Annotated in this window: 30 protein-coding genes; 27 read left to right on the top strand and 3 right to left on the bottom strand. The window is 67.7% G+C overall.

Annotated features, from left to right (window positions below):
• Window positions 1–2: 2 nt before the first annotated feature.
• From rpmC to glmM, 25 genes are all read left to right on the top strand, one after another.
• Window positions 3–254, top strand: coding sequence for a 50S ribosomal protein L29 (gene rpmC, locus FCK90_RS01920; protein WP_158032623.1), 252 nt, complete (start codon window positions 3–5; stop codon window positions 252–254).
• Window positions 251–532, top strand: coding sequence for a 30S ribosomal protein S17 (gene rpsQ / locus FCK90_RS01915; protein WP_158032622.1), 282 nt, complete (start codon window positions 251–253; stop codon window positions 530–532). The genes rpmC and rpsQ overlap by 4 nt, the downstream gene beginning before the upstream one ends.
• A gap of 431 nt (window positions 533–963) precedes the next feature.
• Complete coding sequence (rplN, locus tag FCK90_RS01910; protein ID WP_158032621.1) at window positions 964–1,332, top strand: 50S ribosomal protein L14; 369 nt, start codon at window positions 964–966, stop codon at window positions 1,330–1,332.
• Entirely contained in the window at window positions 1,332–1,676 is a 345-nt protein-coding gene (gene rplX, locus FCK90_RS01905; protein ID WP_158032620.1) for a 50S ribosomal protein L24, read from the top strand. Before rplN ends, rplX begins: the two co-directional genes overlap by 1 nt.
• Window positions 1,676–2,233, top strand: a complete 558-nt coding sequence (rplE, locus tag FCK90_RS01900) for a 50S ribosomal protein L5 (protein ID WP_158032619.1) — start codon at window positions 1,676–1,678, stop codon at window positions 2,231–2,233. The genes rplX and rplE overlap by 1 nt, the downstream gene beginning before the upstream one ends.
• A 73-nt stretch (window positions 2,234–2,306) precedes the next feature.
• On the top strand, window positions 2,307–2,705 hold the full coding sequence (gene rpsH, locus FCK90_RS01895) for a 30S ribosomal protein S8 (protein ID WP_158032618.1): 399 nt from the start codon (window positions 2,307–2,309) through the stop codon (window positions 2,703–2,705).
• Window positions 2,706–2,735: 30 nt separating this feature from the next.
• Window positions 2,736–3,272: a 50S ribosomal protein L6 gene (rplF, locus tag FCK90_RS01890; RefSeq protein WP_158032617.1), complete on the top strand. Its 537-nt coding sequence runs from the start codon at window positions 2,736–2,738 to the stop codon at window positions 3,270–3,272.
• 2 nt (window positions 3,273–3,274) lie between these two features.
• Window positions 3,275–3,646: a 50S ribosomal protein L18 gene (gene rplR / locus FCK90_RS01885; protein ID WP_158032616.1), complete on the top strand. Its 372-nt coding sequence runs from the start codon at window positions 3,275–3,277 to the stop codon at window positions 3,644–3,646.
• Window positions 3,643–4,347, top strand: coding sequence for a 30S ribosomal protein S5 (gene rpsE, locus FCK90_RS01880; protein WP_158032615.1), 705 nt, complete (start codon window positions 3,643–3,645; stop codon window positions 4,345–4,347). Before rplR ends, rpsE begins: the two co-directional genes overlap by 4 nt.
• Window positions 4,347–4,553 carry a 50S ribosomal protein L30 gene (rpmD, locus tag FCK90_RS01875; protein WP_158032614.1) on the top strand — a complete coding sequence of 69 codons (207 nt, stop codon included), beginning with the start codon at window positions 4,347–4,349 and terminating at the stop codon, window positions 4,551–4,553. Before rpsE ends, rpmD begins: the two co-directional genes overlap by 1 nt.
• A 2-nt stretch (window positions 4,554–4,555) precedes the next feature.
• Window positions 4,556–5,041, top strand: a complete 486-nt coding sequence (gene rplO, locus FCK90_RS01870) for a 50S ribosomal protein L15 (protein ID WP_158032613.1) — start codon at window positions 4,556–4,558, stop codon at window positions 5,039–5,041.
• Window positions 5,042–5,455: 414 nt separating this feature from the next.
• Window positions 5,456–6,766, top strand: a complete 1,311-nt coding sequence (secY, locus tag FCK90_RS01865) for a preprotein translocase subunit SecY (protein WP_158032612.1) — start codon at window positions 5,456–5,458, stop codon at window positions 6,764–6,766.
• A gap of 79 nt (window positions 6,767–6,845) precedes the next feature.
• A complete protein-coding gene (locus tag FCK90_RS01860; protein WP_158032611.1) occupies window positions 6,846–7,409 on the top strand; it encodes an adenylate kinase in 564 nt (187 codons plus the stop codon).
• A 138-nt stretch (window positions 7,410–7,547) separates the two neighbouring features.
• A complete protein-coding gene (gene map / locus FCK90_RS01855) occupies window positions 7,548–8,378 on the top strand; it encodes a type I methionyl aminopeptidase (RefSeq protein WP_158032610.1) in 831 nt (276 codons plus the stop codon).
• Window positions 8,379–8,552: 174 nt separating this feature from the next.
• Entirely contained in the window at window positions 8,553–9,752 is a 1,200-nt protein-coding gene (rlmN, locus tag FCK90_RS01850) for a dual-specificity RNA methyltransferase RlmN (protein ID WP_484498934.1), read from the top strand.
• 237 nt (window positions 9,753–9,989) lie between these two features.
• Window positions 9,990–10,211: a translation initiation factor IF-1 gene (gene infA / locus FCK90_RS01845; protein WP_047691983.1), complete on the top strand. Its 222-nt coding sequence runs from the start codon at window positions 9,990–9,992 to the stop codon at window positions 10,209–10,211.
• A gap of 63 nt (window positions 10,212–10,274) precedes the next feature.
• Complete coding sequence (rpmJ, locus tag FCK90_RS01840) at window positions 10,275–10,388, top strand: 50S ribosomal protein L36 (protein WP_012397712.1); 114 nt, start codon at window positions 10,275–10,277, stop codon at window positions 10,386–10,388.
• Window positions 10,389–10,557: 169 nt separating this feature from the next.
• Window positions 10,558–10,926, top strand: coding sequence for a 30S ribosomal protein S13 (rpsM, locus tag FCK90_RS01835; RefSeq protein WP_158032608.1), 369 nt, complete (start codon window positions 10,558–10,560; stop codon window positions 10,924–10,926).
• Window positions 10,927–11,007: 81 nt separating this feature from the next.
• Entirely contained in the window at window positions 11,008–11,412 is a 405-nt protein-coding gene (rpsK, locus tag FCK90_RS01830) for a 30S ribosomal protein S11 (protein WP_047691985.1), read from the top strand.
• A 159-nt stretch (window positions 11,413–11,571) separates the two neighbouring features.
• The gene (locus FCK90_RS01825) at window positions 11,572–12,576 is read left to right on the top strand and encodes a DNA-directed RNA polymerase subunit alpha (RefSeq protein WP_158032607.1); all 1,005 of its coding nucleotides are present in this window, start codon (window positions 11,572–11,574) and stop codon (window positions 12,574–12,576) included.
• An 82-nt stretch (window positions 12,577–12,658) separates the two neighbouring features.
• The gene (rplQ, locus tag FCK90_RS01820; protein WP_158032606.1) at window positions 12,659–13,435 is read left to right on the top strand and encodes a 50S ribosomal protein L17, sunset domain variant; all 777 of its coding nucleotides are present in this window, start codon (window positions 12,659–12,661) and stop codon (window positions 13,433–13,435) included.
• A 141-nt stretch (window positions 13,436–13,576) separates the two neighbouring features.
• Complete coding sequence (truA, locus tag FCK90_RS01815) at window positions 13,577–14,527, top strand: tRNA pseudouridine(38-40) synthase TruA (protein WP_158032605.1); 951 nt, start codon at window positions 13,577–13,579, stop codon at window positions 14,525–14,527.
• A 311-nt stretch (window positions 14,528–14,838) separates the two neighbouring features.
• The gene (rplM, locus tag FCK90_RS01810; protein ID WP_158032604.1) at window positions 14,839–15,282 is read left to right on the top strand and encodes a 50S ribosomal protein L13; all 444 of its coding nucleotides are present in this window, start codon (window positions 14,839–14,841) and stop codon (window positions 15,280–15,282) included.
• A gap of 36 nt (window positions 15,283–15,318) precedes the next feature.
• Entirely contained in the window at window positions 15,319–15,822 is a 504-nt protein-coding gene (rpsI, locus tag FCK90_RS01805) for a 30S ribosomal protein S9 (RefSeq protein WP_158032603.1), read from the top strand.
• Between the two features lie 218 nt (window positions 15,823–16,040).
• Window positions 16,041–17,411 carry a phosphoglucosamine mutase gene (glmM, locus tag FCK90_RS01800; protein ID WP_158032602.1) on the top strand — a complete coding sequence of 457 codons (1,371 nt, stop codon included), beginning with the start codon at window positions 16,041–16,043 and terminating at the stop codon, window positions 17,409–17,411.
• 79 nt (window positions 17,412–17,490) lie between these two features.
• Here the strand turns inward: glmM and mscL are convergent, their stop codons facing one another.
• From mscL to coaA, 3 genes are all read right to left on the bottom strand, one after another.
• Window positions 17,491–17,931, bottom strand: a complete 441-nt coding sequence (gene mscL / locus FCK90_RS01795) for a large conductance mechanosensitive channel protein MscL (protein ID WP_158032601.1) — start codon at window positions 17,929–17,931, stop codon at window positions 17,491–17,493.
• A gap of 119 nt (window positions 17,932–18,050) precedes the next feature.
• Complete coding sequence (locus tag FCK90_RS01790) at window positions 18,051–18,824, bottom strand: M15 family metallopeptidase (RefSeq protein ID WP_158032600.1); 774 nt, start codon at window positions 18,822–18,824, stop codon at window positions 18,051–18,053.
• Between the two features lie 55 nt (window positions 18,825–18,879).
• Window positions 18,880–19,836 carry a type I pantothenate kinase gene (gene coaA, locus FCK90_RS01785; RefSeq protein WP_158032599.1) on the bottom strand — a complete coding sequence of 319 codons (957 nt, stop codon included), beginning with the start codon at window positions 19,834–19,836 and terminating at the stop codon, window positions 18,880–18,882.
• A 392-nt stretch (window positions 19,837–20,228) separates the two neighbouring features.
• Between coaA and FCK90_RS01780 the strand changes: the two genes are divergently transcribed.
• Window positions 20,229–22,322 (top strand): PTS mannitol transporter subunit IICBA, encoded by a 2,094-nt coding sequence (locus FCK90_RS01780; protein WP_281347435.1) that lies wholly within the window; start codon window positions 20,229–20,231, stop codon window positions 22,320–22,322.
• A complete protein-coding gene (locus FCK90_RS01775; protein ID WP_158032598.1) occupies window positions 22,319–23,461 on the top strand; it encodes a mannitol-1-phosphate 5-dehydrogenase in 1,143 nt (380 codons plus the stop codon). The genes FCK90_RS01780 and FCK90_RS01775 overlap by 4 nt, the downstream gene beginning before the upstream one ends.
• Window positions 23,462–23,474 lie beyond the last annotated feature (13 nt).

Raw genomic sequence — 23,474 nt, 5'->3', positions numbered from 1 at the left:
CAATGGCTGTTGGATCCAAGGATCTGAGCATTGAGAAGCTCGATGAGCTGGACAACAACGCTCTGTACTCCGAGCTGAAGAAGGCCAAGGAGGAGCTGTTCAACCTGCGCTTCCAGTCGGCCACCGGTCAGCTCGAGTCCAACGGCCGCCTCAAGGCCGTCAAGCGTGACATCGCCCGCATCTACACGGTCCTGCGCGAGCGCGAGCTCGGCATCCGTGCCACGAACACCACTGATGAGGATGATGCCAAGTGACCGAGCAGGCACAGCAGAAGACCGAGGAGCGCGGCTACCGCAAGACCCGTCGCGGCTACGTGACCTCGGACAAGATGGACAAGACCGTCGTCGTGCAGCTGCAGGACAACGTCAAGCACGCCCTGTACGGAAAGGTCATGCGCCGTTCCAAGAAGGTCAAGGCGCACGACGAGGAGAACTCGTGCGGCATCGGTGACCTCGTGCTGATCTCCGAGACCCGCCCGCTGTCGGCAGACAAGCACTGGCGCGTCGTCGAGATCATCGAGAAGGCCAAGTGATCTTCTCCTGAATGACTCTCCGAGCCGGCTCACCACCATCGAGCCGACCGGAGCGGGCTGAAACCAGCCCGTCAGCGGCCCGTACGTTCCCGCCACCCCGGGGAGGTGCGGGCCGTTGTACTGCTCACACGCCCCGTGCGACGACGGCCCTCCCGTGCTAGAGTTGTGCTCTTGTGTGGGCACTGCTATGCCCCACCCCTCTGCTCTTTCGTGCCAGCGCATAATGCCCGTGATTCGTGTGCGCCCAGGCGGCGGCAGTTCGAACGCGAGTTCAGATGCTTCTGGCACGAATAGGCCGAGCCCCTGCCGCACCGCGCGCTCGCTGCGCGCGGAACGAGGTGGAGGGGAATCTATCCGACTAGCTGTTCCGCTAGGCCCGCCCCTGTTCATTCGAAGGGTGCTGGAACCGGCGTGACGACAGGAGACAACAAGTGATTCAGCAGGAGTCGCGGCTGACCGTCGCCGACAACTCGGGTGCGAAGGAAATCCTGACCATCCGCGTTCTCGGTGGTTCGGGTCGCCGCTACGCAGGCATCGGTGACACCATCGTCGCTACGGTGAAGGATGCCACCCCCGGCGGCAACGTGAAGAAGGGCGACGTCGTCAAGGCCGTCGTCGTTCGCACGAAGAAGCAGCGCCGCCGTCCGGATGGCTCGTACATTCGCTTCGACGAGAACGCCGCGGTGATTCTCAAGGGCGACGGCGACCCCCGCGGTACCCGTATCTTCGGGCCCGTCGGTCGCGAGCTGCGCGACAAGAAGTTCATGAAGATCATCTCGCTGGCACCGGAGGTGCTCTGATGCCCAAATTCAAGATCAAGACCGGCGATCTGGTTCAGGTCATCTCCGGTAAGAAGGACAACAAGGGCAAGCAGGGCAAGGTCCTGCGCGTCATCCCCGAGACCCAGCGTGTGGTCGTCGAGGGCGTCAACGTCGTGACCCGCCACAAGCGCGCCACGATGCAGGGTGAATCCGGAGGCATCGAGAAGATCGAGGCACCCATCCACGTCTCCAACGTGGCCCTGGTCGACCCCGAGACCAAGAAGCCGACCAAGGTCGGCTACCGCACCGAGACCGTCGAGCGCAACGGCCGTTCCAAGACCGTGCGCATCCGCGTGTCCAAGAGCACTGGTAAGGATCTGTGATGACCGAGACCATCGCCCCCAGCTTCAAGACCAAGTTCCAGGACGTGGTCGTCCCGGCGCTGCAGGAGCAGTTCGCCTACGGCAACGTCATGGAGACCCCGCGCATCGTCAAGGTCGTCGTCAACATGGGTGTGGGAGACGCCGCCAAGGACTCCAAGCTCATCGACGGCGCCGTGCGCGACCTCACCGCGATCACCGGCCAGAAGCCGGTCGTCAACCGCGCCAAGAAGTCGATCGCGCAGTTCAAGCTGCGCGAGGGCATGCCCATCGGCTGCCACACGACCCTGCGCGGCGACCGCATGTGGGAGTTCCTCGACCGCCTCGTGAGCCTGGCCCTGCCGCGTATCCGCGACTTCCGTGGGCTGTCCGACCGTCAGTTCGACGGCAACGGCAACTACACCTTCGGCCTCACCGAGCAGTCCATGTTCCACGAGATCGATCAGGACAAGATCGATCGCGTGCGCGGCATGGACATCACCGTGGTGACCACCGCCAAGACCGACGACGAGGGCCGCGCGCTGCTGAAGGCGCTCGGTTTCCCCTTCAAGACCAACTGACGACTACGTCTCAGGTCCCCCGCGAGCTTCCGGCCCGCCGGGGAAACCGTGACGAGGAAGGGCACGAGCCCACATGACCATGACAGATCCTGTCGCAGACATGCTGACCCGTCTGCGCAACGCAAACTCTGCCTACCACGAGACCGTGAGCATGCCGTACTCCAAGCTCAAGGCACGTGTTGCAGAGATCCTGAAGAACGAGGGCTACATCGGCGACTGGTCGGAGGAGCCGGCCAAGGTCGGCAAGACCCTGGTCCTGACCCTCAAGTTCGGCCCGCAGCGCGAGCGTTCCATCGCCGGCGTGCGCCGTATCTCCAAGCCGGGCCTGCGCGTCTACGCCAAGTCCACCAACCTGCCGCGCGTTCTGGGCGGCCTGGGCATCGCCATCCTCTCGACCTCCTCGGGTCTGCTCACCGACAAGCAGGCCGCGAAGAAGGGCGTGGGCGGCGAGGTCCTGGCCTACGTCTGGTGATCCGGTAGCAGAGAAAGGAAGGAAGAGAACATGTCACGTATTGGACGTCTCCCCATCTCTGTGCCCGCCGGCGTCGAGGTGAAGATTGACGGCCCCCTGGTGTCCGTGAAGGGCCCCAAGGGCGAGCTGAACCACACGGTGTCCGCCCCGATCGAGCTGTCCCAGGAGGACGGCGCGATCACGGTCACCCGTCCCAACGATGAACGCGACTCCCGGTCGCTGCACGGCCTGACCCGCACCCTGATCCAGAACATGATCACGGGCGTGACCGATGGCTATAGCAAGGGCTTGGAGATCGTCGGCACCGGTTACCGCGTGCAGGCCAAGGGCCAGAACCTGGAGTTCGCCCTGGGCTACTCGCACCCCGTCACCTTCGAGGCGCCGGCAGGTATCGAGTTCGCCGTCGAGGGCACCAACAAGGTGACCGTCAAGGGCATCGACAAGCAGCAGGTCGGCCACGTGGCCGCCAAGATTCGCGGGCTGCGCGCTCCCGAGCCCTACAAGGGCAAGGGCGTCCGCTATGCGGGCGAGCAGATCCGCCGCAAGGCCGGAAAGGCAGGTAAGTGATCATGGCTCTGAGCATCAAGGGCAAGTCCAAGGCCGCACAGCGTGCGCGCCGGCACGCCCGCGTTCGCAAGTACGTCACGGGCACTGCCGAGCGTCCGCGCCTGGTCGTCACCCGTTCGACCCGGCACATGTTCGTGCAGGTCATCGACGACGCCCGCGGTGTCACCCTCGCTTCGGCCTCCACCATGGAGGCGGAGCTGCGGGGCGCCGAGGCTGACAAGTCCGAGAAGGCAAAGCGCGTGGGCGAACTGGTCGCCGAGCGTGCGAAGGCCGCTGGCATCGACGCCGTCGTGTTCGACCGCGGGGGCAACAAGTACCACGGTCGAGTGGCTGCCGTCGCCGACGGCGCCCGTGAGGGAGGTCTGGCACTGTGAGCGAGCAGAACACCGAGAACACCGAGAAGAACGTGGCCGCCGAGGCGACCACGTCCAGCACCGAGCAGCGCTCCGGCGGTCGTGGCGACCGCAACGAGCGCGATGGCCGCAACAACGATCGCGGCGGCCGTGGTGGCCGCGGCGAGCGGGGTGGCCGCGGCCGTGACCGCGACGACGACAAGGACAAGTTCCTCGAGCGCGTCGTGACCATCAACCGCGTGGCCAAGGTCGTCAAGGGCGGCCGGCGCTTCAGCTTCACCGCCCTCGTGGTCGTGGGCGACGGCGACGGCATGGTGGGCGTCGGCTACGGCAAGGCCAAGGAGGTCCCGGCCGCTATCTCCAAGGGCGTCGAGGAGGCGAAGAAGAACTTCTTCCGCGTGCCCCGCGTCGAGAAGCGGACCATCCCGCACCGTGTGCAGGGCGAGGCCGCCGCAGGCGTCGTCATGCTGCGCCCGGCCACCCCGGGTACCGGCGTTATCGCCGGCGGTCCGGTGCGTGCCGTGCTCGAGTGCGCGGGCATCCACGACGTCCTCTCGAAGTCCCTCGGGTCTTCCAACCAGATCAACATCGTGCACGCGACCATCGAGGCTCTTCGCCAGCTCGAGGAGCCGGCGGCCGTCGCGGCTCGCCGTGGCCTGCCCATGGACGAGGTCGTTCCCGCCCCGCTGCTGCGCGAACTCCAGCAGAAGGCAGGTGCGTGATGACGCAGAAGCGAATCCAGGCCGACGGCCGGGAGCTGAAGATCACCCAGATCCGCTCCCAGGTCGGCCAGAAGCAGAACATGCGCGACACCCTTCGTTCCCTGGGCTTGCGCAAGCCCGGCAACGTCGTGGTTCGCAAAGCCGATGAGGCAACCGCGGGCATGATCAACACCGTGGCCCACCTCGTGACGGTTGAGGAGGCCTGAGCATGGCTGAGAACACTGAGAACGTTGCCGTCGACGGCAGCACCAAGGACGCCCTGAAGATCCACCACCTCAAGCCGGCTCCCGGCGCGAAGAAGGCCCGCACCCGCGTGGGCCGTGGTGAGGGCTCCAAGGGCAAGACCGCAGGCCGCGGTACCAAGGGCACCAAGGCCCGCTACCAGGTGAAGCCCGGCTTCGCCGGTGGCCAGCTGCCCCTGCACATGCGCCTGCCCAAGCTACGCGGTTTCACCAACCCGTTCCGCGTGGAGTACCAGGTCGTGAACCTCGACCGTCTCGGCGAGCTGTTCCCCGAGGGCGGCACCGTCGGCGTCGAGGATCTCGTGGCCAAGGGCGCCGTTCGCAAGAACCAGCCCGTCAAGGTCCTCGGCGACGGCGAGATCTCCGTCGCGGTCAACGTGACCGCCGACAAGTTCTCGGCCTCCGCCGCCGAGAAGATCTCCGCCGCGGGCGGGTCGACCACCACCCGGTGACGATCCTGAGGCTCCGTGGAACCGGCCCCGGCCGGTGACTGAGCGACGTAGAGGCCTTCCTTCCCGATGCGGGAGGGGAGGCCTCTCGTCGTCGGTGCCGGCCCGCGTCGGGAGCCACGGATCGCGAGATGCGACTTGAGCCGCCCATCGGCCGCGACGAGCGGCTCAAGCGGCCGTTGAGCCGTCATAGGCCCTCGGATCGCCCGTTCGCCGGAGTGTGATACTTCCCTCCGGCCCCGGAATGCTGCGATCCATCATCATTTCGTTAGACTTGCCGGGGCCAAGACGGCCCCCACCACCTGTAGGACCGACGCCCGCCCGGAGGACTCCGGAGCGACCAGCCCGGAAGGGCTCAGGGGATCGGCGGGGTGACCGGCCGGTCCACGGCCGACCTCAAGACCCAAGGAGAGATCTGTGCTCAGCGCTTTCGGTCGGGCATTCACGACCCCCGAGCTGCGGAACAAGATTCTGTTCACCATCGGGATCATCGTGATCTACCGCCTGGGCACCTTCGTGCCCGCCCCCGGCGTGGACTACGGCAACGTTCAGCAGTGCCTGGCCCTGGGCAACACGTCCGGCGGCGTCTACGACCTGGTCAACCTGTTCAGCGGCGGCGCGCTGCTGCAGGTCTCGATCTTCGCGCTGGGCGTGATGCCCTACATCACGGCCAGCATCATCGTGCAGCTGCTGCGCGTGGTGATCCCGCGGTTCCAGGAACTGCACGAGGAGGGCCCTCAGGGCCAGTCCAAGCTCACCCAGTACACGCGCTATCTGACCATCGGCCTGGCGCTGCTGAACGCCACCACGGTGGTCTCCCTGGCGCGCAGCGGCCAGCTCCTGGCGGGCTGCCCCCTGCCGGTGATCCCCAACGACACCATCCTGACCATCCTGGTCATCATCCTGACGCTCACGGCGGGCACCACGGTCATCATGTGGCTCGGCGAGAGGATCACGGACAAGGGCGTGGGCAACGGCATGTCCCTGCTGATCTTCACCTCGATCGCCGCGACCTTCCCGTCCGCACTGGGTCAGATCTTCAACACCCAGGGCTGGGGCCCCTTCGCGCTGGTGCTGCTCGTGGGGCTGGTCGTGATCGTGTGCGTGGTCTTCGTCGAGCAGTCGCAGCGGCGAGTGCCCGTGCAGTACGCCAAGCGCATGGTCGGCCGGCGCACGATCGGCGGCTCGACCACCTACATCCCGCTCAAGGTCAACATGGCGGGCGTGATCCCGATCATCTTCGCCTCCTCCATGCTGATGCTGCCGGGCCTGATCTCGCAGTTCGCCATGCCCACGGACGGCTCGCCGGTTCCGGCCTGGATCAACTGGATCAACACCTACCTGGCCTCGGGGGACCACCCGGTCTACATGGTCGCCTACTTCCTGCTGATCGTGTTCTTCACCTACTTCTACGTGTCGATCACCTTCAACCCGGAGGAGGTCGCCGGCAACATGAAGCGCTACGGCGGTTTCATCCCGGGCATCCGTGCTGGCAGGCCCACCGAGTCCTATCTGCGCTACGTCATCAACCGGATCACCCTGCCCGGCGCTCTCTACCTGGGTATCGTGTCCATGATCCCGCTCATCGCCCTGGTCCTGTTCAACGCCAACCAGAACTTCCCGTTCGGCGGCCCCTCGCTGCTGATCATGGTGGGCGTGGGCCTGGACACGGTGAAGCAGATCGACGCCCAGCTGCAGCAGCGCAACTACGAGGGCCTGCTGCGCTGACCCGGCCCGCCCGGCCACCACATGATTCCGGGCCATGGGCCGCCACCGAGCCACCACCCAGCCCCTAGGAGAGAAGAACATGACCCGTATGCTGATCATCGGCCCGCCCGGAGCGGGCAAGGGCACCCAGGCCGAGCGCCTCTCCGGCCGCCTCGGGATCCCCGCGATCTCCACCGGAGACATCTTCCGGTTCAACATCAAGAACGGCACGGACCTGGGCAAGGAAGCGCAGTCCTACACCGACGCCGGCAACCTCGTCCCGGACTCGGTGACCAACCGCATGGTCCGCGACCGCCTGGCCGAGGCCGACGCGCAGGAGGGCTTCCTGCTCGACGGCTACCCGCGCAACGCAGCGCAGGCCGACGAGCTCGACGCCATCCTGGCGGAGCGCGACCAGAACATCGACGTCGTCCTCCAGCTCACCGCCGACACCGATGAACTCGTCAGCCGCCTCCTGGGCCGTGCCGCCGAGCAGGGCCGCGCGGACGACACGGAGGAGGTCATCCGCCACCGCCTCGAGGTCTACGAGAAGGAGACGGCCGTCGTCGTCGACATCTATGCGGCCCGCGGCATCGTGCGCGAGGTCGACGGCCTGGGCGGGATCGACGAGGTCACCGAGCGCATCGTCGACGCCCTGTCCTGACCCACCGCCCCGGTGCCCGGCACCGGCAGGTGCACGAGGCCCCCGACGACGTTGGGGGCCTCGGCCGTGGCACCGAGTACCACCCGGCCTCCGGCACGGAGCATCCGGGCCAGATCGCAATCGCAGGAGAACGTGAGCATGTTTGGTCGCCGTCGCATCGAGTACAAGACCGACGAGCAGCTGCGGACCATGGTCCAGGCCGGCCTGGTGACCTCCCGTGCCCTGGATGCGGCCGTGGCCGCCGCGCGCCCCGGAGCAACGACCGCCGATCTGGACGCCGCCTTCCGGGAGGTGCTGGCGGCCCATGAGGCCACCTCCAACTTCCTCGGCTACTTCGGCTACCCGGCCACCGTGTGCGTCTCCGTCAACGACGAAGTGGTCCACGGCATCCCCGGGGAAAGGGTGCTGGAGGAGGGCGACATCCTCTCGATCGACGGCGGAGCCATCGTGCACGGGTTCAACGGCGACTCCGCGCGCACCGTCATCCTGGGGAGGCCGTCGGAGGCGGACCAGCTGCTCTCGGACGTCACCCGGGACGCGATGTGGCACGGCATCGCCGCCATGGCCACCGGAACCCGCGTCGGGGATATCGGTGCGGCGATCGAGGACCGGGTGCGCTCCAGGGTGGGGGACCGGCTCGGGATCCTCGAGGACTACGTGGGCCACGGCATCGGGTCCCAGATGCACATGGCCCCCGACGTGCTCAACTACCGGACCGGCGACAGGTCTCCGGCGCTCAGGCCCGGCATGTGCCTGGCCATCGAGCCCATGCTGGTCACGGGCGCCATCGAGACCAAGGTGCTCGAGGACGACTGGACGGTCGTGACCACCGACGGCGGCCGGGCCTGCCAGTGGGAGCATTCCGTGGCTCGCCACAAGGGCGGTATCTGGGTCTTGACCGCGGAGGACGGGGGCGCCTCCGAACTCGAGCCGCTCGGCGTCACGCCCGTGCCGGTTCCCGGGGCCTGAACCGGCTGTGTAGCCTCGGATCAGGCGCACCGGGCCCGCCCCATGGCCGGGCCCTGATGCCGCCGACTGCCCTCCCCATCCGCCCGTCCGGCCGACCTCCGGAACCCCAAGACCCGCGACTCATGACCAGGAGAACCCGTGAGCGAGAACCGCACCCCTTTGCCCGACCCCACGGTGGGCCCGGCCGGACCGGACACCGCGCCCGCAGCGGATGTCCAGAACACGGATCCCGACGCCGGTACCCCTGACACTCCTCGCCCCGTCCCGGGGCAGCTGGTCTTCAAGGCTGCCCGGCGCGGGAAGCCGCCCCGGCACATCGCCGACACCGACATGGCCGGTCGTCGTCAGATGCTCCAGGACATGGGCCACAAGCCGTTCCGCGCCCAGCAGCTGTCGCGCCACTATTTCGAGCGGTTCGCCTCCCGTCCCGAGGACATGACCGACCTGCCCAAGAACGGCCGTGAGCAGCTGGTCGGCGACACCATGCCCGAGCTGCTCAACACGGTGCGCACCCTGCACGCGGACGACGGCGACACCGTCAAGCGCGTGCACCGCCTCTTCGACGGCGCGCTCGTGGAGTCCGTGATGATGCGCTACCCCAACCGCGTCACCATGTGCATCTCTTCGCAGGCCGGATGCGGCATGAACTGCCCGTTCTGCGCCACGGGCCAGGCGGGCCTGACGCGGAACCTGTCGGCGGCCGAGATCGTGGGCCAGGTCGTCGAGGGCATCAGGATGCTGCGGGACGGCGAGGTCGGCCGCAAGGAGCAGGACCCACTGAGGGTGTCCAACATCGTGTTCATGGGTATGGGGGAAGCCCTGGCGAACTACAAGGCGACCATGGAGGCCGTCCACCGTCTCATCGACCCGGCCCCCGAGGGACTCGGGATCTCCGCCCGCGGCCTGACCATGTCCACCGTGGGGCTGGTGCCGGGCATGCGCAAGTTCACCCAGGAAGGCCTGCCCATCACCCTGGCGCTGTCCCTGCACGCCCCCGACGACGAACTGCGCGACGAGCTGATCCCGATCAACACCCGCTGGAAGGTCGACGAGGCCCTGGACGCCGCCCGGGACTACTTCGACGCCACCGGCCGCCGGATCTCGATCGAGTACGCCCTGATCCGCGACATCAACGACCAGGGCTGGCGGGCCGACCTGCTGGGGGAGAAGCTCAACGCCCGGGGCCGCGGCTGGGTGCACGTCAACCCCATCCCGCTCAACCCGACCCCGGGGTCCAAGTGGACGGCCTCGCGTCGAGGGGTCGAGCAGAACTTCGTGGAGCGGCTGCGCGCCCACGGCATCCCCACGACCGTCCGGGACACGCGCGGCTCCGACATCGACGGGGCGTGCGGGCAGCTGGCCGCGGCCAGCTAGCAAGGTCACAGTCCCCGGCGGGAAGCCGGCCTTGTTCAACACGCCCGGGACGCGTACTATTGACTGCTGGTTGTCTGCGTCCACTCATGCGTTCTGCCGGGTCGCCCAGCTCACCACACCACCCTCTGACCTAGGTGGTACTCGGTGTGCACGGGAGGCCCTGGCGATCCGGAGCCGGGCGCCACTTGAACCGAACCCCGCCCGGAGATTCGCCGGGCACAGAAGTGAGCGGAGTACATGGCTAAAAAAGACGGAGTCATCGAGATCGAGGGCGCTGTGGTCGAGGCTCTCCCGAACGCAATGTTCCGGGTCGAGCTGGATAACGGACACATCGTTCTTGCCCACATCTCCGGAAAGATGCGCCAGCACTACATCCGGATCCTCCCCGAGGACCGCGTGGTGGTGGAGCTGAGCCCCTATGACCTCTCACGGGGTCGGATCGTCTACCGCTACAAGTGAGCTGGTGCGCAACGGGAGGCTCCGTTGCGCGCTCATCTCGAAGAGCCAACGCGAAGGAATGCGATGAAGGTCCAGCCGAGCGTGAAGCAGATCTGCGATAAGTGCAAAGTGATTCGCCGTAACGGGCGCGTCATGGTGATCTGCGAGAACCCGCGCCACAAACAGCGTCAGGGCTGATTCAGCCTCGAACGCGAACCCGCGTCAGCGGGTGACATTGCACCGCTCCCGACCGGAGAGATCCAGGCGGGCACCCCCGGACGACAGAGGCCGGGGACCACTTAGGTCCAGAGGGCCGAGGTGGGCAGCGATGCTACAGACCTCTGGATGAACAAGGAGAACCGCCACTATGGCACGTCTCGCAGGCGTCGATCTGCCCCGTGAAAAGCGGGTAGAGATCGCCCTTACCTACATCTACGGCGTTGGCCGCACTCGTGCGCTCGCCACCCTTGAGGCCACGGAGATCTCGGGCGATATCCGAGTCAAGGACCTCACCGATGCCCAGCTCGTCCAGCTGCGCGACTACATCGAGGGCAACTACAAGGTGGAGGGTGACCTTCGCCGTGAGGTGGCCGCTGACATCCGCCGCAAGGTCGAGATCGGCAGCTACCAGGGTCTGCGTCACCGCCGGGGTCTGCCCGTGCACGGTCAGCGCACCAAGACGAACGCTCGCACCCGCAAGGGCCCGAAGCGCACCGTCGCCGGCAAGAAGAAGTAAGTCACCGGATTGCTCTAGGGCGCGGTCCTGCGCCCCAGCACAGACCATCACGGTTTCAGACCACCTAGCAGGAGAAGCTCAATGCCCCCAAAGACTCGCGCGACGGCCGCTCGCAAGCCGCGTCGCAAGGACAAGAAGAACATCACCTCGGGCCAAGCCCACATCAAGTCGACGTTCAACAACACCATCGTCTCGATCACCGACCCCAGCGGCGCAGTGCTGTCCTGGTCCTCGGCCGGTGAGATGGGTTTCAAGGGATCGCGCAAGTCGACCCCTTACGCCGCGCAGATGGCCGCGGAGGCCGCTGCCAAGCGCGCCCAGGAGCACGGTGTCCGCAAGGTCGACGTCTTCGTGAAGGGCCCGGGATCGGGCCGCGAGACCGCGATCCGCTCCCTGCAGGCCACCGGCCTGGAGGTCGGCTCGATCCAGGACGTCACTCCCAGCGCGCACAACGGCTGCCGTCCTCCGAAGCGCCGCCGCGTTTGATCGCTCGCACGGTTCCGCCCCCTTCTCCTCGGACCGAGGGGGAGGGGCGGACCGTGCCTCACGCGGTTGACAGGCGGCCGATGCCTGGATCCGCATATTCGAGAGTGCTCCACCACCTGCGTGCGTCATATAGCGGAGGCACGCTGAAAGGAACCATCAGTGCTCATCGCACAGCGCCCCACCCTTTCCGAAGAGGTCGTGGCTGACAACCGCTCCCGGTTCGCCATCGAGCCGCTGGAGCCGGGTTTCGGCTACACCCTCGGTAACTCTCTCCGTCGCACCCTGCTGTCCTCGATCCCCGGCGCTGCTGTCACCAGCATCCGCATCGACGGCGTTCTCCACGAGTTCTCAACCGTGGAGGGTGTGAAGGAGGATGTCACCGAGATCATCCTGAACATCAAGAAGCTCGCCTTCTCCTCGGAGGAGGACGAGCCGGTGGTCGCCTACCTGAACAAGCAGGGCCCTGCCGAGGTCACCGCGGCCGACATCCAGGTTCCCGCCGGCGTGGAGATCCACAACCCGGATCTGCACATCGCGACCCTGAACTCGAAGGGCAGCCTGGAGCTGGAGCTGACCATCGAGCGCGGCCGCGGCTACGTGACCGCAGCGCAGAACAAGTCCGGTGACGCAGAGGTCGGCCGTATCCCGGTCGACTCCATCTACTCGCCGGTCCTCAAGGTGACCTTCCGCGTGGAGGCCACCCGTGTGGAGCAGCGCACCGACTTCGACCGCCTGATCCTGGATGTCGAGACCAAGGAGGCCATCTCGCCGCGCGACGCCGTCGCATCAGCGGGCACCACCCTGGTCGAGCTGTTCGGTCTGGCCCGTGAGCTCAACGCCGAGGCCGAGGGGATCGAGATCGGTCCTTCGCCGACCGACGCCGCGGTGGCCGCCGACATGGCACTGCCCATCGAGGATCTCGAGCTGACCGTGCGTTCGTACAACTGCCTCAAGCGCGAGGGCATCCACACCGTGGGTGAGCTCGTGACCCGCTCCGAGGCGGACCTGATGGACATCCGGAACTTCGGCGCCAAGTCCATCGACGAGGTCAAGGTCAAGCTCGTGGAGCTCGGCCTGGCCCTGAAGGACTCGCCCCCAGGCTTCGAGGCCGCCGCGCGTCCCGCGTCGATCGACGACGAGAACCCGTTCGACGTCCAGCAGTAATTCTTTCGACCTTTCCCGCCCAGCGGCGCCCGGGTGACCGGGCACCGCGTACGGGTGAGTAATCTCCAGGAGACCAACCACTATGCCTACTCCCACGAAGGGCGCCCGCCTCGGCGGCAGCCCGGCCCACGAGCGCCTCATGCTGCGCAACCTCTCGCAGCAGCTCTTCGAGCACAAGCGCGTCACCACCACGGTGACCAAGGCCAAGCGCCTGCGCCCGCACGCCGAGCGCCTGATCACGTTCGCCAAGCGCGGCGACCTCGCCGCCCGTCGCCAGGTGCTCAAGCAGCTGACCGACAAGGGCGTCGTGCACGAACTGTTCACCACCATCGCCTCGGCCATGGAGGACCGTCCGGGTGGCTACACCCGGATCACCAAGATCGGCAACCGCAAGGGCGACAACGCCCCGATGGCCGTCATCGAGCTGGTCATGGAGCCGGTCGCCACCAAGGCCACCCTCGCCGAGGCCGAGGCTGCCACCCGGGCCCAGGCTCCTGCGGAGCCGGCTGAGGAGAAGGCTCCCGTCGAGGACGTCGTCAGCGATCCCGCGGCTTCCCTGGCCGAGGAGGGCGGCGCTTCTGCAGCGCAGGCCGGCGACGAGACCTCGGCGGCGGACGCTCCCGCAGCGGCTGCGGAGGCCGACGAGTTCACCGGTTCCGCCAAGCCCCTGGAGTCCGGCGAGGCCCCCGAGGGCTTCACCATCAAGGGCAACAAGCAGTCCAAGAAGTACCACGTGCCCGGTTCGCGCTGGTACGCCGGCACCAAGGCCGAGGTCTGGTTCGACACCAAGGCCAACGCCGAGGCCTCCGGGTTCTCCCCGGCCGGTGGCGCTGCCGCCCAGAAGATCGACGGCGAGTGAGCCTGCTCCCGCGTTGATCGACTCGCGCCGATCGACTGAGATCGCCTTGTCGCCTGTGGCCCCTGGATCGTCTGCATTCAGGGGCCACAGGCCTATTCTTGTGCCGTAACCCCGCAGCCTTTCCAGAAAGCACCCTCCCCAGTGCCCGAATCCACGACCTCCTCCCATGCCTCCGCCTCCGCCGAGGGAGGCCAGGGGGAACCGCGTCCCGTCAGGCTGAGGATCGACGTGAGCTACGACGGCGGCCCGTTCGACGGATGGGCCCGCCAGCCGGGCCGTGAGACCGTCCAGGGCGCCGTCGAGGACGCGCTGTCCATCCTGATCCGGCGCGAGGTGCGCACCGTCGTCGCGGGACGGACCGATGCCGGTGTCCACGCGCGCGGCCAGGTGCTGCATCTGGACCTGACCGACCGGGAATGGAAACAGCTGGGCGGCGCCCGCGCCGAGGACCCGGCTGCGGTGCTGACCCGGAGGGCCAACGGGGTGCTCGCCCGGGTACTCGGGACCGAGCGGAAACAGCGAGGACTGCCGGAGATCCCCGGGGCGATCGTGATCAGGAGCTCGCAGCGGGCCGCGGAGGGCTTCGACGCCCGGTTCTCGGCCATCGCCCGGCGGTACACGTACCGCATCCGAGACGGCGCGGCCGGGCACGATCCGCTGACCCGGACCTCGACCTGGTGGGTACGGGAGACCCTGGACGTCGAGGCCATGAGCGCGGCCGTCGCCCCCGTGCCCGGGCTGCACGACTTCCTGAGCTTCTGCAAGCCCCGTGCGGGCTCCACCACGGTGCGCGACGTGCGGGAGATCGCCGTCGAACGGACCGCCGGCGGCTTGATCGAGCTGCGGATCGAGGCGGACGCGTTCTGCCACAACATGGTGCGCGCGATCGTGGGCGCCGCCGTGCGCGTGGGGAAGGGCGAACGGCCGGCCGGGTGGCTCGGGCAGCGCCTCGCCGAGCGCGAGCGGAGCTCGGACATGCTGCTGGCCCCGCCCCAGGGGCTGGTCCTGGAACAGGTCCTCTATCCCGCCGAAGCGCGGCTGGCCGAACGCGCCGAGCAGACCCGCGCCCGGCGCAGCGAGCTGCCCGCCTGATCCTCTCCTCGTCCCCGCCTGGCCCGTTCGCGCCGGACGCCCCCGAATGTGAGATTGATCAGGACACCGGCCCTCGCTGGCAACGGGGGAGTTTCTGCGGTATCTTTGACTGCTGTTGTGCATGTCCCACCTCGGTTCACGTGTACCCTGATCCGCCGCCCAGTTGCAGGGCTCATGGCGATCTGGTGCTCCGGGGCCTGTGGACCCGGATGCCGCTCGGCCCTCACCCGAGCCCCGGTGCAAGGCACACAGGACCCGACCTGAGGCCTGCTCAGGTCCATGGAATCGAACCGAAACGAAGGCAGATCAACGTGCGTACGTATACTCCGAAGCCCGGTGACGTCCAGCGTGACTGGTACGTCATCGACGCCAGCGACGTCGTCCTCGGCCGCCTGGCTAGCCACGCCGCAACCTTGCTGCGCGGAAAGCACAAGGCGACCTTTGCTCCCCACGTGGACACCGGCGACTTCGTGGTCATCGTCAACGCGGACAAGGTCGCCCTGACCGGCGACAAGCTGCGGAAGAAGATGGCCTACCGCCACTCGAACTACCCCGGCGGGCTGACCGCGACCTCCTACGCGGAACTGCTCGAGAAGAACCCCGTGCGCGCCGTCGAGAAGGCCGTGCGCGGGATGCTGCCCAAGAACAAGCTGGCCGCTCAGCAGCTGTCCAAGCTCAAGGTCTACGCGGGTCCCGAGCACCCGCACGCTGCGAATCAGCCCAAGACCTTCGAATTCAACCAGGTCGCCCAGTAATTCCGGGCCTTTCGAGATCGACTTAAAGGAGACATCGTGGCTCAGAACACTGAAGAGAACTACGCCGCAGAGGGCGAGGAGATGACCTCCTACACCTCTGAGTCGGCTCCGGCCTCCGAGGCGGCTGCCGCTTCCGATCGCCCGGCCCTGACCGTTCCCGGCCAGGCCGTCGGCCGCCGCAAGGAAGCCATCGCCCGCGTGCGCCTGGTCCCCGGATCGGGCAAGTGGACCATCAACGGCCGCACCCTGGAGAACTACTTCCCGAACAAGCTCCACCAGCAGGAGGTCAACGACCCCTTCACGCTGCTGGAACTGCAGGGCGCCTACGACGTGATCGCCCGCATCGACGGCGGCGGCCCCTCCGGCCAGGCCGGTGCGCTGCGCCTGGGCGTGGCCCGCGCCCTGAACGAGATCGACACCGAGCACAACCGCCCGGCTCTCAAGAAGGCCGGCTTCCTGACCCGTGACGCCCGCGTCATCGAGCGCAAGAAGGCCGGTCTGAAGAAGGCCCGCAAGGCACCCCAGTACTCCAAGCGCTGATCCGCGCCCCAGGTGTACGACGTCGCCCCGTTGTCCACGGCCCCGTGCCGTAGATTGCGGGGCGTCGTCATGCTGGGGGATTTTTCCCTCGCAGCACCTACCATGTAGCTCAATGACAGACGGTGCCGTCCCGATCGCGCTGTGCGCTCGGCGTGCCGACACCCCGGGTCAGGCCGCCCCCCTAGGGCCTGCGCACCCGGCCATAGGATGGACGATCTATGACACGTATTTTCGGAACCGACGGCGTTCGCGGGCTGGCGAACGAACTGCTCACCGCCGACATGGCGCTGGACCTGGCGCAGGCCGCGGCGATCGTGCTGGGCCATGACCACGCCGGTGAGGGCAAGCGCCCCTCCGCGGTCCTCGCCCGTGACGGCCGCGCCTCGGGCGAATTCCTGGGGTCGGCGGTGGCCGCGGGACTCGCCGGTTCCGGCGTCGACGTGCACGACGCGGGTGTCGTGCCGACCCCCGCGCTGGCCTACCTGGTGGGGGACATGGGCGCCGATTTCGGCGTCATGATCTCCGCCTCCCACAACCCTGCACCGGATAACGGCATCAAGTTCCTCGCCCACGGCGGGAAGAAGCTGCCGGACGCCGTCGAGGACAAGATCCAGGCCGTCTACGAGGCGCGCGCCTTCCGCCGTCCGACGGGTGCCGGCGTGGGCCGTATCTCCACCCTCACGGATGCCGAGGACCGCTACGTCCTGCACCTGGTGGGGGCCATCCCCTACCGTCTCGAGGGGATCCGGGTCGTGCTCGACTGCGCCAACGGTGCTGCTGCAGGGGTCTCCCCGGACGCCTTCCGCGACGCCGGAGCCGAGGTGGTCGAGACCATCGGCAACGAGGTGAACGGCCTCAACATCAACGACGGCGTGGGTTCCACCCACCTGGGCAAGCTCAAGAGGGCGGTCGTCGAGCACGGCGCCGATCTCGGCATCGCCCACGACGGCGACGCGGACCGCTGCCTGGCCGTGGACGCCAACGGCGAGGAGATCGACGGCGACCAGATCATGGGCATCCTGGCACTGTCCCTGCACGAACGGGGCCAGCTGGAGAAGGACACCCTGGTGATCACGGTGATGTCCAACCTGGGGCTCAAGCTCGCGCTGCAGGACCGCGGGATCGGCATCCGCGAGACCAAGGTCGGCGACCGGTACGTGCTCGAGGCCATGACCCGGGAGAACTACAACCTGGGCGGCGAGCAGTCCGGGCACGTGATCATGTCCGACTGGGCGACCACCGGCGACGGCCTGCTGACGGGTCTCATGGTGGCCTCCAGGGTCGCCGAGACCGGGCTGCCGCTGTCGGAGCTGGGCAAGGTCATGACCCGCCTGCCGCAGGTGCTCATCAACGTCAAGGGCGTCGACCGCTCGGCTGCTGCCACCGACGCCGGCCTGGGGGAGGCGGTCTCGGCCGCGGAAGCCCGGCTGGGGGAGACCGGCAGGGTGCTGCTGCGCGCCTCCGGCACCGAGCCGGTCGTGCGGGTGATGGTCGAGGCGGCCACCGAGGAGCAGGCGCGCGAGGAGGCCGACTTCCTGGCCGGCGTCGTCTCGGACCGGCTCGCCCTCACGGCGAGCGTCAGTGACTGACCCGTTCCCCGCCGAATAGCGAGTTGAGCCGCCCATCACAGCTGATGGGCGGCTCAACTCGCTATTCGAGGGCGGGATCTCACACGTTGGGGTCCTTGTCCGCGGCGGAGCCCTCCCTGGGTGCCGCGCCGGTGGCGAGCAGGTCGCGGATCTCGGTCAGGAGGGCGACGTCCGGTTCGACCTCCTCCTCGTCGGGATCGATCCCGAGCCTCCTGTTGCGGGCCTCGATGACCTTGTTCATCGGCATCACGACGACGAAGTACAACGCGGCGGCGATGATCAGGAAGTTGACGACGACGGTCAGCCAGGCGCCGAAGCGGACCCAGTTGTCGCCGTCGCCGACCTGGAAGGCCAGGAACTGGTCGAAGCTCGGGAACCCGATCAGGCCCGAGATCAGCGGCATGATGACGGAATCCACGAGAGTGGTGATGACGGGGGCGAAGGCCGCGCCGAGCACGACCGCGACGGCCAGGTCGACGACATTGCCCTTCATGATGAACTCTTTGAAACCCTGAATCATGGGCAGAACATTACTCCGCTATTGGCGGGGTGACCAGGTCCTTTCCCGGGAAAGGGAAGCGGCGGGCGCTGTTGCGCCGCAGGAAAAGCGCAGCACATGGGTTTTCCGGCGGGCTCTTCTCACGGATAGTCGGGCGTCGGCCCCGTGCCGTAGTACTCCTCGAGGGTCGTGGCCTCCGACTCCTGGAACTCGCGCGCCTGGTCGACCCCGAGATAACGCAGGTGCCAGGGCTCGTAGCTGTATCCCGTGATCTCCTCACCGCCCTCGGGGAACCGCAGGACGAATCCGTAGTCGGCGGCGTTCTCCGCCGCCCACTGAGCCGCAGGCGTGTCCGCGAAGCACTCCTGCAGGTCGCATCCGGTCCCGTCCGCGAGGTCGACGGCCAGGCCCGTCTGGTGTTCCGAGTAGCCGGGCCTCGCCGACACCCGGTCGGCGGCCTCCTGGCCGTTCTGCTGGACCCAGTGGTCGTAGGTGGAGACCTGGGTGTCGTAGGAGCGGTAGGCGGAGGTCACGTTCACGGTCACGCCCTCGGCCCGCATGTCGGAGAGCATCTCCGTGAGCGCCCCGGCCGCATCCTCACGCAGCTGATGCCCCTCGACCTGAGTCAGGGGCGAGGGGACGTAATCCTGCGGCTGCAGCGGATTCTGCTTGTTGACCACGACGGACAGGGAGTCCGCGGTCGACGTGTCGGCCTCCGGCGCGCCCGCCGAGTCCCCGGATCCGTTGCCGGCCGGATCGCCCGAGGCCCCCTGCGCAACGGTCTCCTGCCCGGCGGCCCCGCTCGTGCCGGTCGCGGCGGGGGAGGCGCCGTCGTCGCCGGAGCCCGATCCGCAGCCGCTGAGGACCAGGGATCCGAGGACGAGGACTGCTGCTGCGGGGAGGTGGGGGCGCATGGTTGCTCCTGCCGTGGGGGTGCGGTGGTCAGGTCTACGGGACGGGCTCTCCGGGTCAATTCTTGCGCACCAGCACCCGGCGGATGGAGTGGTCGGGGGACTTGGAGAGGATCAGCTGCGCCCGGCCCCTGGTGGGACGGACGTTCTGGACGAGGTTGACCTCGTTGATGCGCTTCCAGATGTCGGTGGCCGTGGCCACCGCCTCCTCGTCGGTCAGGGCGGCGTAACGATGGAAATAGGAGGCCGGGTCGGCGAAGGCCACGTTGCGCAGGGCCTGGAACCGCTCGATGTACCAGCGCTCGATGTCCTGGGTCCGGGCGTCCACGTAGATGCTGACGTCGAAGAAGTCGCTCAGCGCGAGCGAGGTCCGGTCCCCGGGGCCGAGCTTGGCCGGGGCCAGAACGTTGAGGCCCTCGACGATGACGACGTCGGGACGGGTCACGACCACTTCCTCGCCGGGCAGGATGTCGTAGGTGACGTGGGAGTACTTGGGCGCGCGGACCTCCTCCGCCCCCGACTTGATCTCGGCCACGAACCGCAGCAGAGCCCGGCGGTCGTAGGACTCGGGAAAGCCTTTGCGCTGCATCAGCCCGCGGCGTTCGAGCTCGGCGTTGGGGTAGAGGAAGCCGTCCGTGGTCACCAGCTGGACCCTCGGGGTGGACGGCCAGCGGGCCATGAGCTCACGCAGGAGACGAGCCGTCGTCGACTTCCCGGCCGCCACGGAGCCGGCGATGCCGATCACGAAGGGCGTACGGGCGTGCTGCTGTCCCAGGAACTCGTTGGTCGAGCTGTTCAAGGACGTGGCCGCGGAGTCGTAGAGGGTCAGGAGACGGGACAGGGGGAGGTAGACCTCGCGGACCTCATCGACGTCCAGGTGGTCGCCGAGGCCGCGCAAGGACTCGATTTCATCTTCTGTCAGCGGGACGTCTATCTCCGTCGATAGCCGCGACCACGTGTGCCGGTCCAGTTCGATGAACGGGGAGACGCGGTTGATCCCTGGCGTTGTGCTCATTGACGGTCATTTTATGACCGGGGGCACCGGGGATCGAATTGCGGTCGGGCCGAGCCGTCGAACAAGCTGGCAAAGAGGGGACAACGGCGCATCGTCGCGCGGATTCACGACCGCCCGCGGCCACAGGCGATCTCCGGGTGCGGCCGTCGCGGATCGCGGTGCGCCATATGCGGCCGGCAGCGTGAGACTATTCACGTGTGCACGGACGGCGGGTAAAGTTCGGATCGGCATTGAAGCCACCAGACCCCCGCCGGGCGGCGGCACCCTCCAACTGCCGTCGCCGATAACTTCACCACCCATATAGTCCGCCGGGTATTGCGGAACGGCCGGGTCTCTCAAGGCGTTCGTGGTTCCTCAAGTCCCGTCGACGAAGCGATCCAAAGAGGGACGTCTTGACTACCACCACCACAACATCCGAGGAGACAAGGAAGAAGGGCGGGCTGCGGGTTGCGGTCCAGCGTTTCGGCACCTTCCTGTCCTCCATGATCATGCCGAACATCGCGGCGTTCATCGCCTGGGGCCTGATCACCGCACTGTTCATTCCCGACGGCGCCGTCAACCGCATCAACCCCGACTGGGCCCCCTTCAGCGCCCTGGTGGGCGCGATGGTCGGCCCGATGGTGACCTACCTGCTGCCGCTGCTGATCGCCTACACGGGCGGCAAGCTCGTCTACGACGTCCGCGGCGGCGTGGTCGGTGCGATCTCCGTCATGGGCGTCATCATCGGCACCTCGGACCCGCTGTTCATCGGCGAGGACGGCAACGCCTCGCCGATGTTCCTGGGCGCCATGATCATGGGCCCGCTCGGCGCATGGTGCATGAAGAAGCTGGACGCCCTGTGGGACGGCAAGATCCGCCCGGGCTTCGAGATGCTGGTCAACAACTTCTCGGCCGGCATCTTCGGCGCCATCGCGGCCCTGGGCTCGATGTTCCTGCTCACTCCGATCATGAACCTCTTCACCTACGTGGCCGGGGTCATCGTCGAGTTCCTGGTCAATACCGGCCTGCTGCCGCTGACCTCGCTGATCATCGAGCCGGCCAAGATCCTGTTCCTCAACAACGCGATCAACCACGGTCTGCTCACGCCCCTGGGCAGCGCCCAGGCGCTGGAGCAGGGCAAGTCGATCCTGCTGCTGCTCGAGACCAACCCCGGCCCCGGCCTGGGCATCCTGCTGGCCTACATGGTCTTCGGCCGCGGGACCGCGCGCGCCACGGCTCCGGGTGCCGCGATCATCCAGTTCGTCGGCGGTATCCACGAGATCTACTTCCCGTACGTGCTCATGAAGCCGCAGCTGATCATCGCGGCCATCGCCGGCGGCATGTCCGGCATCGCCGTGTTCCAGATCTTCGGAGCCGGCCTGGCCAGCCCCGCAGCCCCCGGCTCGATCATCGCGATCCTGCTGACCACGGGCCAGAACACCTATCTGGGAGTCATCCTGGGCGTGGCCGTCGCGACCGCGGTGTCCTTCGCCGTGGCGTCGGTGATCCTGCGCTTCTCCAAGCAGTCGGAGGACGCGCTGGCCGAGGCCACCGCCAAGATGGAGGGCATGAAGGGCAAGAAGTCCTCGATCTCCTCCGCGCTCGCGGGCGGGACCGCGGCCGCGCAGACCACGATCGCCAAGATCGTCTTCGCCTGCGACGCCGGCATGGGCTCCTCCGCCATGGGCGCCTCCGTGCTGCGCAACAAGATCAAGGACGCCGGCTACGGCGGTGACGTCTCCGTGGTGAACTCCGCGATCAACAACCTCAAGGACGAGTACGACCTGGTGGTCGTCCACGAGGACCTGCTCAACCGCGCCCAGACGCCCACGCCCTCCGCCATGCACGTGGCGGTGGACAACTTCATGGGCTCGCCCCGCTACGACGAGATCGTGGAACTCATCCGCGAACAGCGAGAAGGCGACGGGGGATCCGGCGACGCGGTTCCCGCCACCGCCGGAGCAGGGACAGCGGCAGCGGAAGGGTCCGCCGCACCCGCCGCCGGCTCGTCAGGGGGTGCCGCCCCGGCGGAGGAACCCGGGACCGGAGCCGATGCTGCCCCCGCCGACAGCGGGAAGCAGATCCTCTCCGCGGAGTCGATCCGCCTGGGCGCCGCTGCGAGCACGCGCGACGAGGCCATCGACGAGGCGGGCGAGCTGCTGGTCGGGACCGGCGCCGTCGACCGGTCCTATGTCGCGGCCATGCACGAGCGCGAGTCCTCGGTCTCGACGTTCATGGGCAACGGCCTGGCCATCCCGCACGGGACCAACGAGGCCAAGTCCGCGATTCACGACTCCGCCATGTCCTTCATCCGCTACGACCAGCCCGTCGACTGGGGTGGTCAGGAGGTGAAGTTCGTGATCGGCATCGCCGGTGCGGACGGACAGCATCTGGGCCTGCTGGCGAAGATCGCCAAGATCTTCTCCAAGAAGGAATCCCTTGCTCAGCTGGAGCAGGCCCAGACCCCGGAGGAGATCCTCGAGATCTTCGGAAAGGTCAACGCATGAAAGCCCTACATTTCGGTGCCGGGAACATCGGCCGCGGTTTCGTGGGAGTCCTGCTGAACGAGGCGGGCTACGAACTGGTCTTCGCCGACGTCGCCGCACCACTGATCGACGCCCTGAACGCGCAGGACTCCTACACGGTGCACGAGGTCGGTTCGGACCCGCGCGACATCGAGGTCACCGGTTTCTCCGGGGTGAACTCCGCCGAGGACCCGCAGGGACTGCTCGAGCACATCAAGACCGCCGACGTCATCACGACCGCCGTCGGGCCCACCGTGCTCAAGATCATCGCCCCCGCGCTGGCGGAGGGCCTCAGGGCCCGTGCCGAGGCCGGTGGGGGGACGGTGGCCGTGATGGCGTGCGAGAACGCGATCAATGCGACCGACGGCCTGGCGGAGTCGATCCGCGAGGCGTATCCGGAGGTCGACCGGATCGCGGTCTTCGCCAACACGGCCGTGGACCGGATCGTGCCCAACCAGGCGCCGGGTCAGGGCCTGGACGTCACGGTGGAGACCTACTACGAGTGGGCGGTGGAATCCCCGGCCTTCGGGGGCGACGCTCCCCGGATCCCCGGCATCACGTGGGTCGAGGACCTGGCCCCGTACATCACCCGCAAGCTGTTCACGGTCAACACCGGACACGCCGCGACCGCGTACTTCGGCTACCAGGCCGGGATCTCCAAGATCTCGGACGCCCTGGCGGATCCGGGCGTGCACGCCAAGGTCGAAGGGGTGCTGGCGGAGACGAAGGCCCTGCTGGTCGAGAAGTTCGGTTTCGAACCCGAGGTGCAGCAGGCCTACGTGGACAAGATCCTGACCCGCTTCGCCAATCCGCACCTGCCGGACACCGTGGAGCGCGTGGGCCGCGCCCCGTTGCGCAAGATCTCGCGCAACGAGCGCTTCATCGGCCCCGCGGCCGAGCTGGCCGAGCGGGGCCTGGACGCGACCGCGCTCGTCTCCGCAGTCTCAGCCGTGCTCGGCTTCGACGTGGCCGACGACGCCGAAGCCCAACAGCTGCAGGACAGGCTGGCCACCGCCCGCGGTGATCGCACAGCCGCCGCCGCGCTGGCGACGGAGCTGACCGGCATCGACGCGGAGCACCCGTTGTTCCCCGCCCTGGCCGAGGTCTTCGCCGAGGCATGATCCGTCGTCCCGC

Origin of the sequence: Kocuria coralli (assembly GCF_008831305.1) — a bacterium.
In the GTDB taxonomy this organism is placed as follows: Bacteria; Actinomycetota; Actinomycetes; order Actinomycetales; family Micrococcaceae; genus Kocuria; species Kocuria coralli.
The sequence above is the reverse complement of the archived record's forward strand: the minus strand, read 5'-3'. Positions and strand labels throughout refer to the sequence as shown.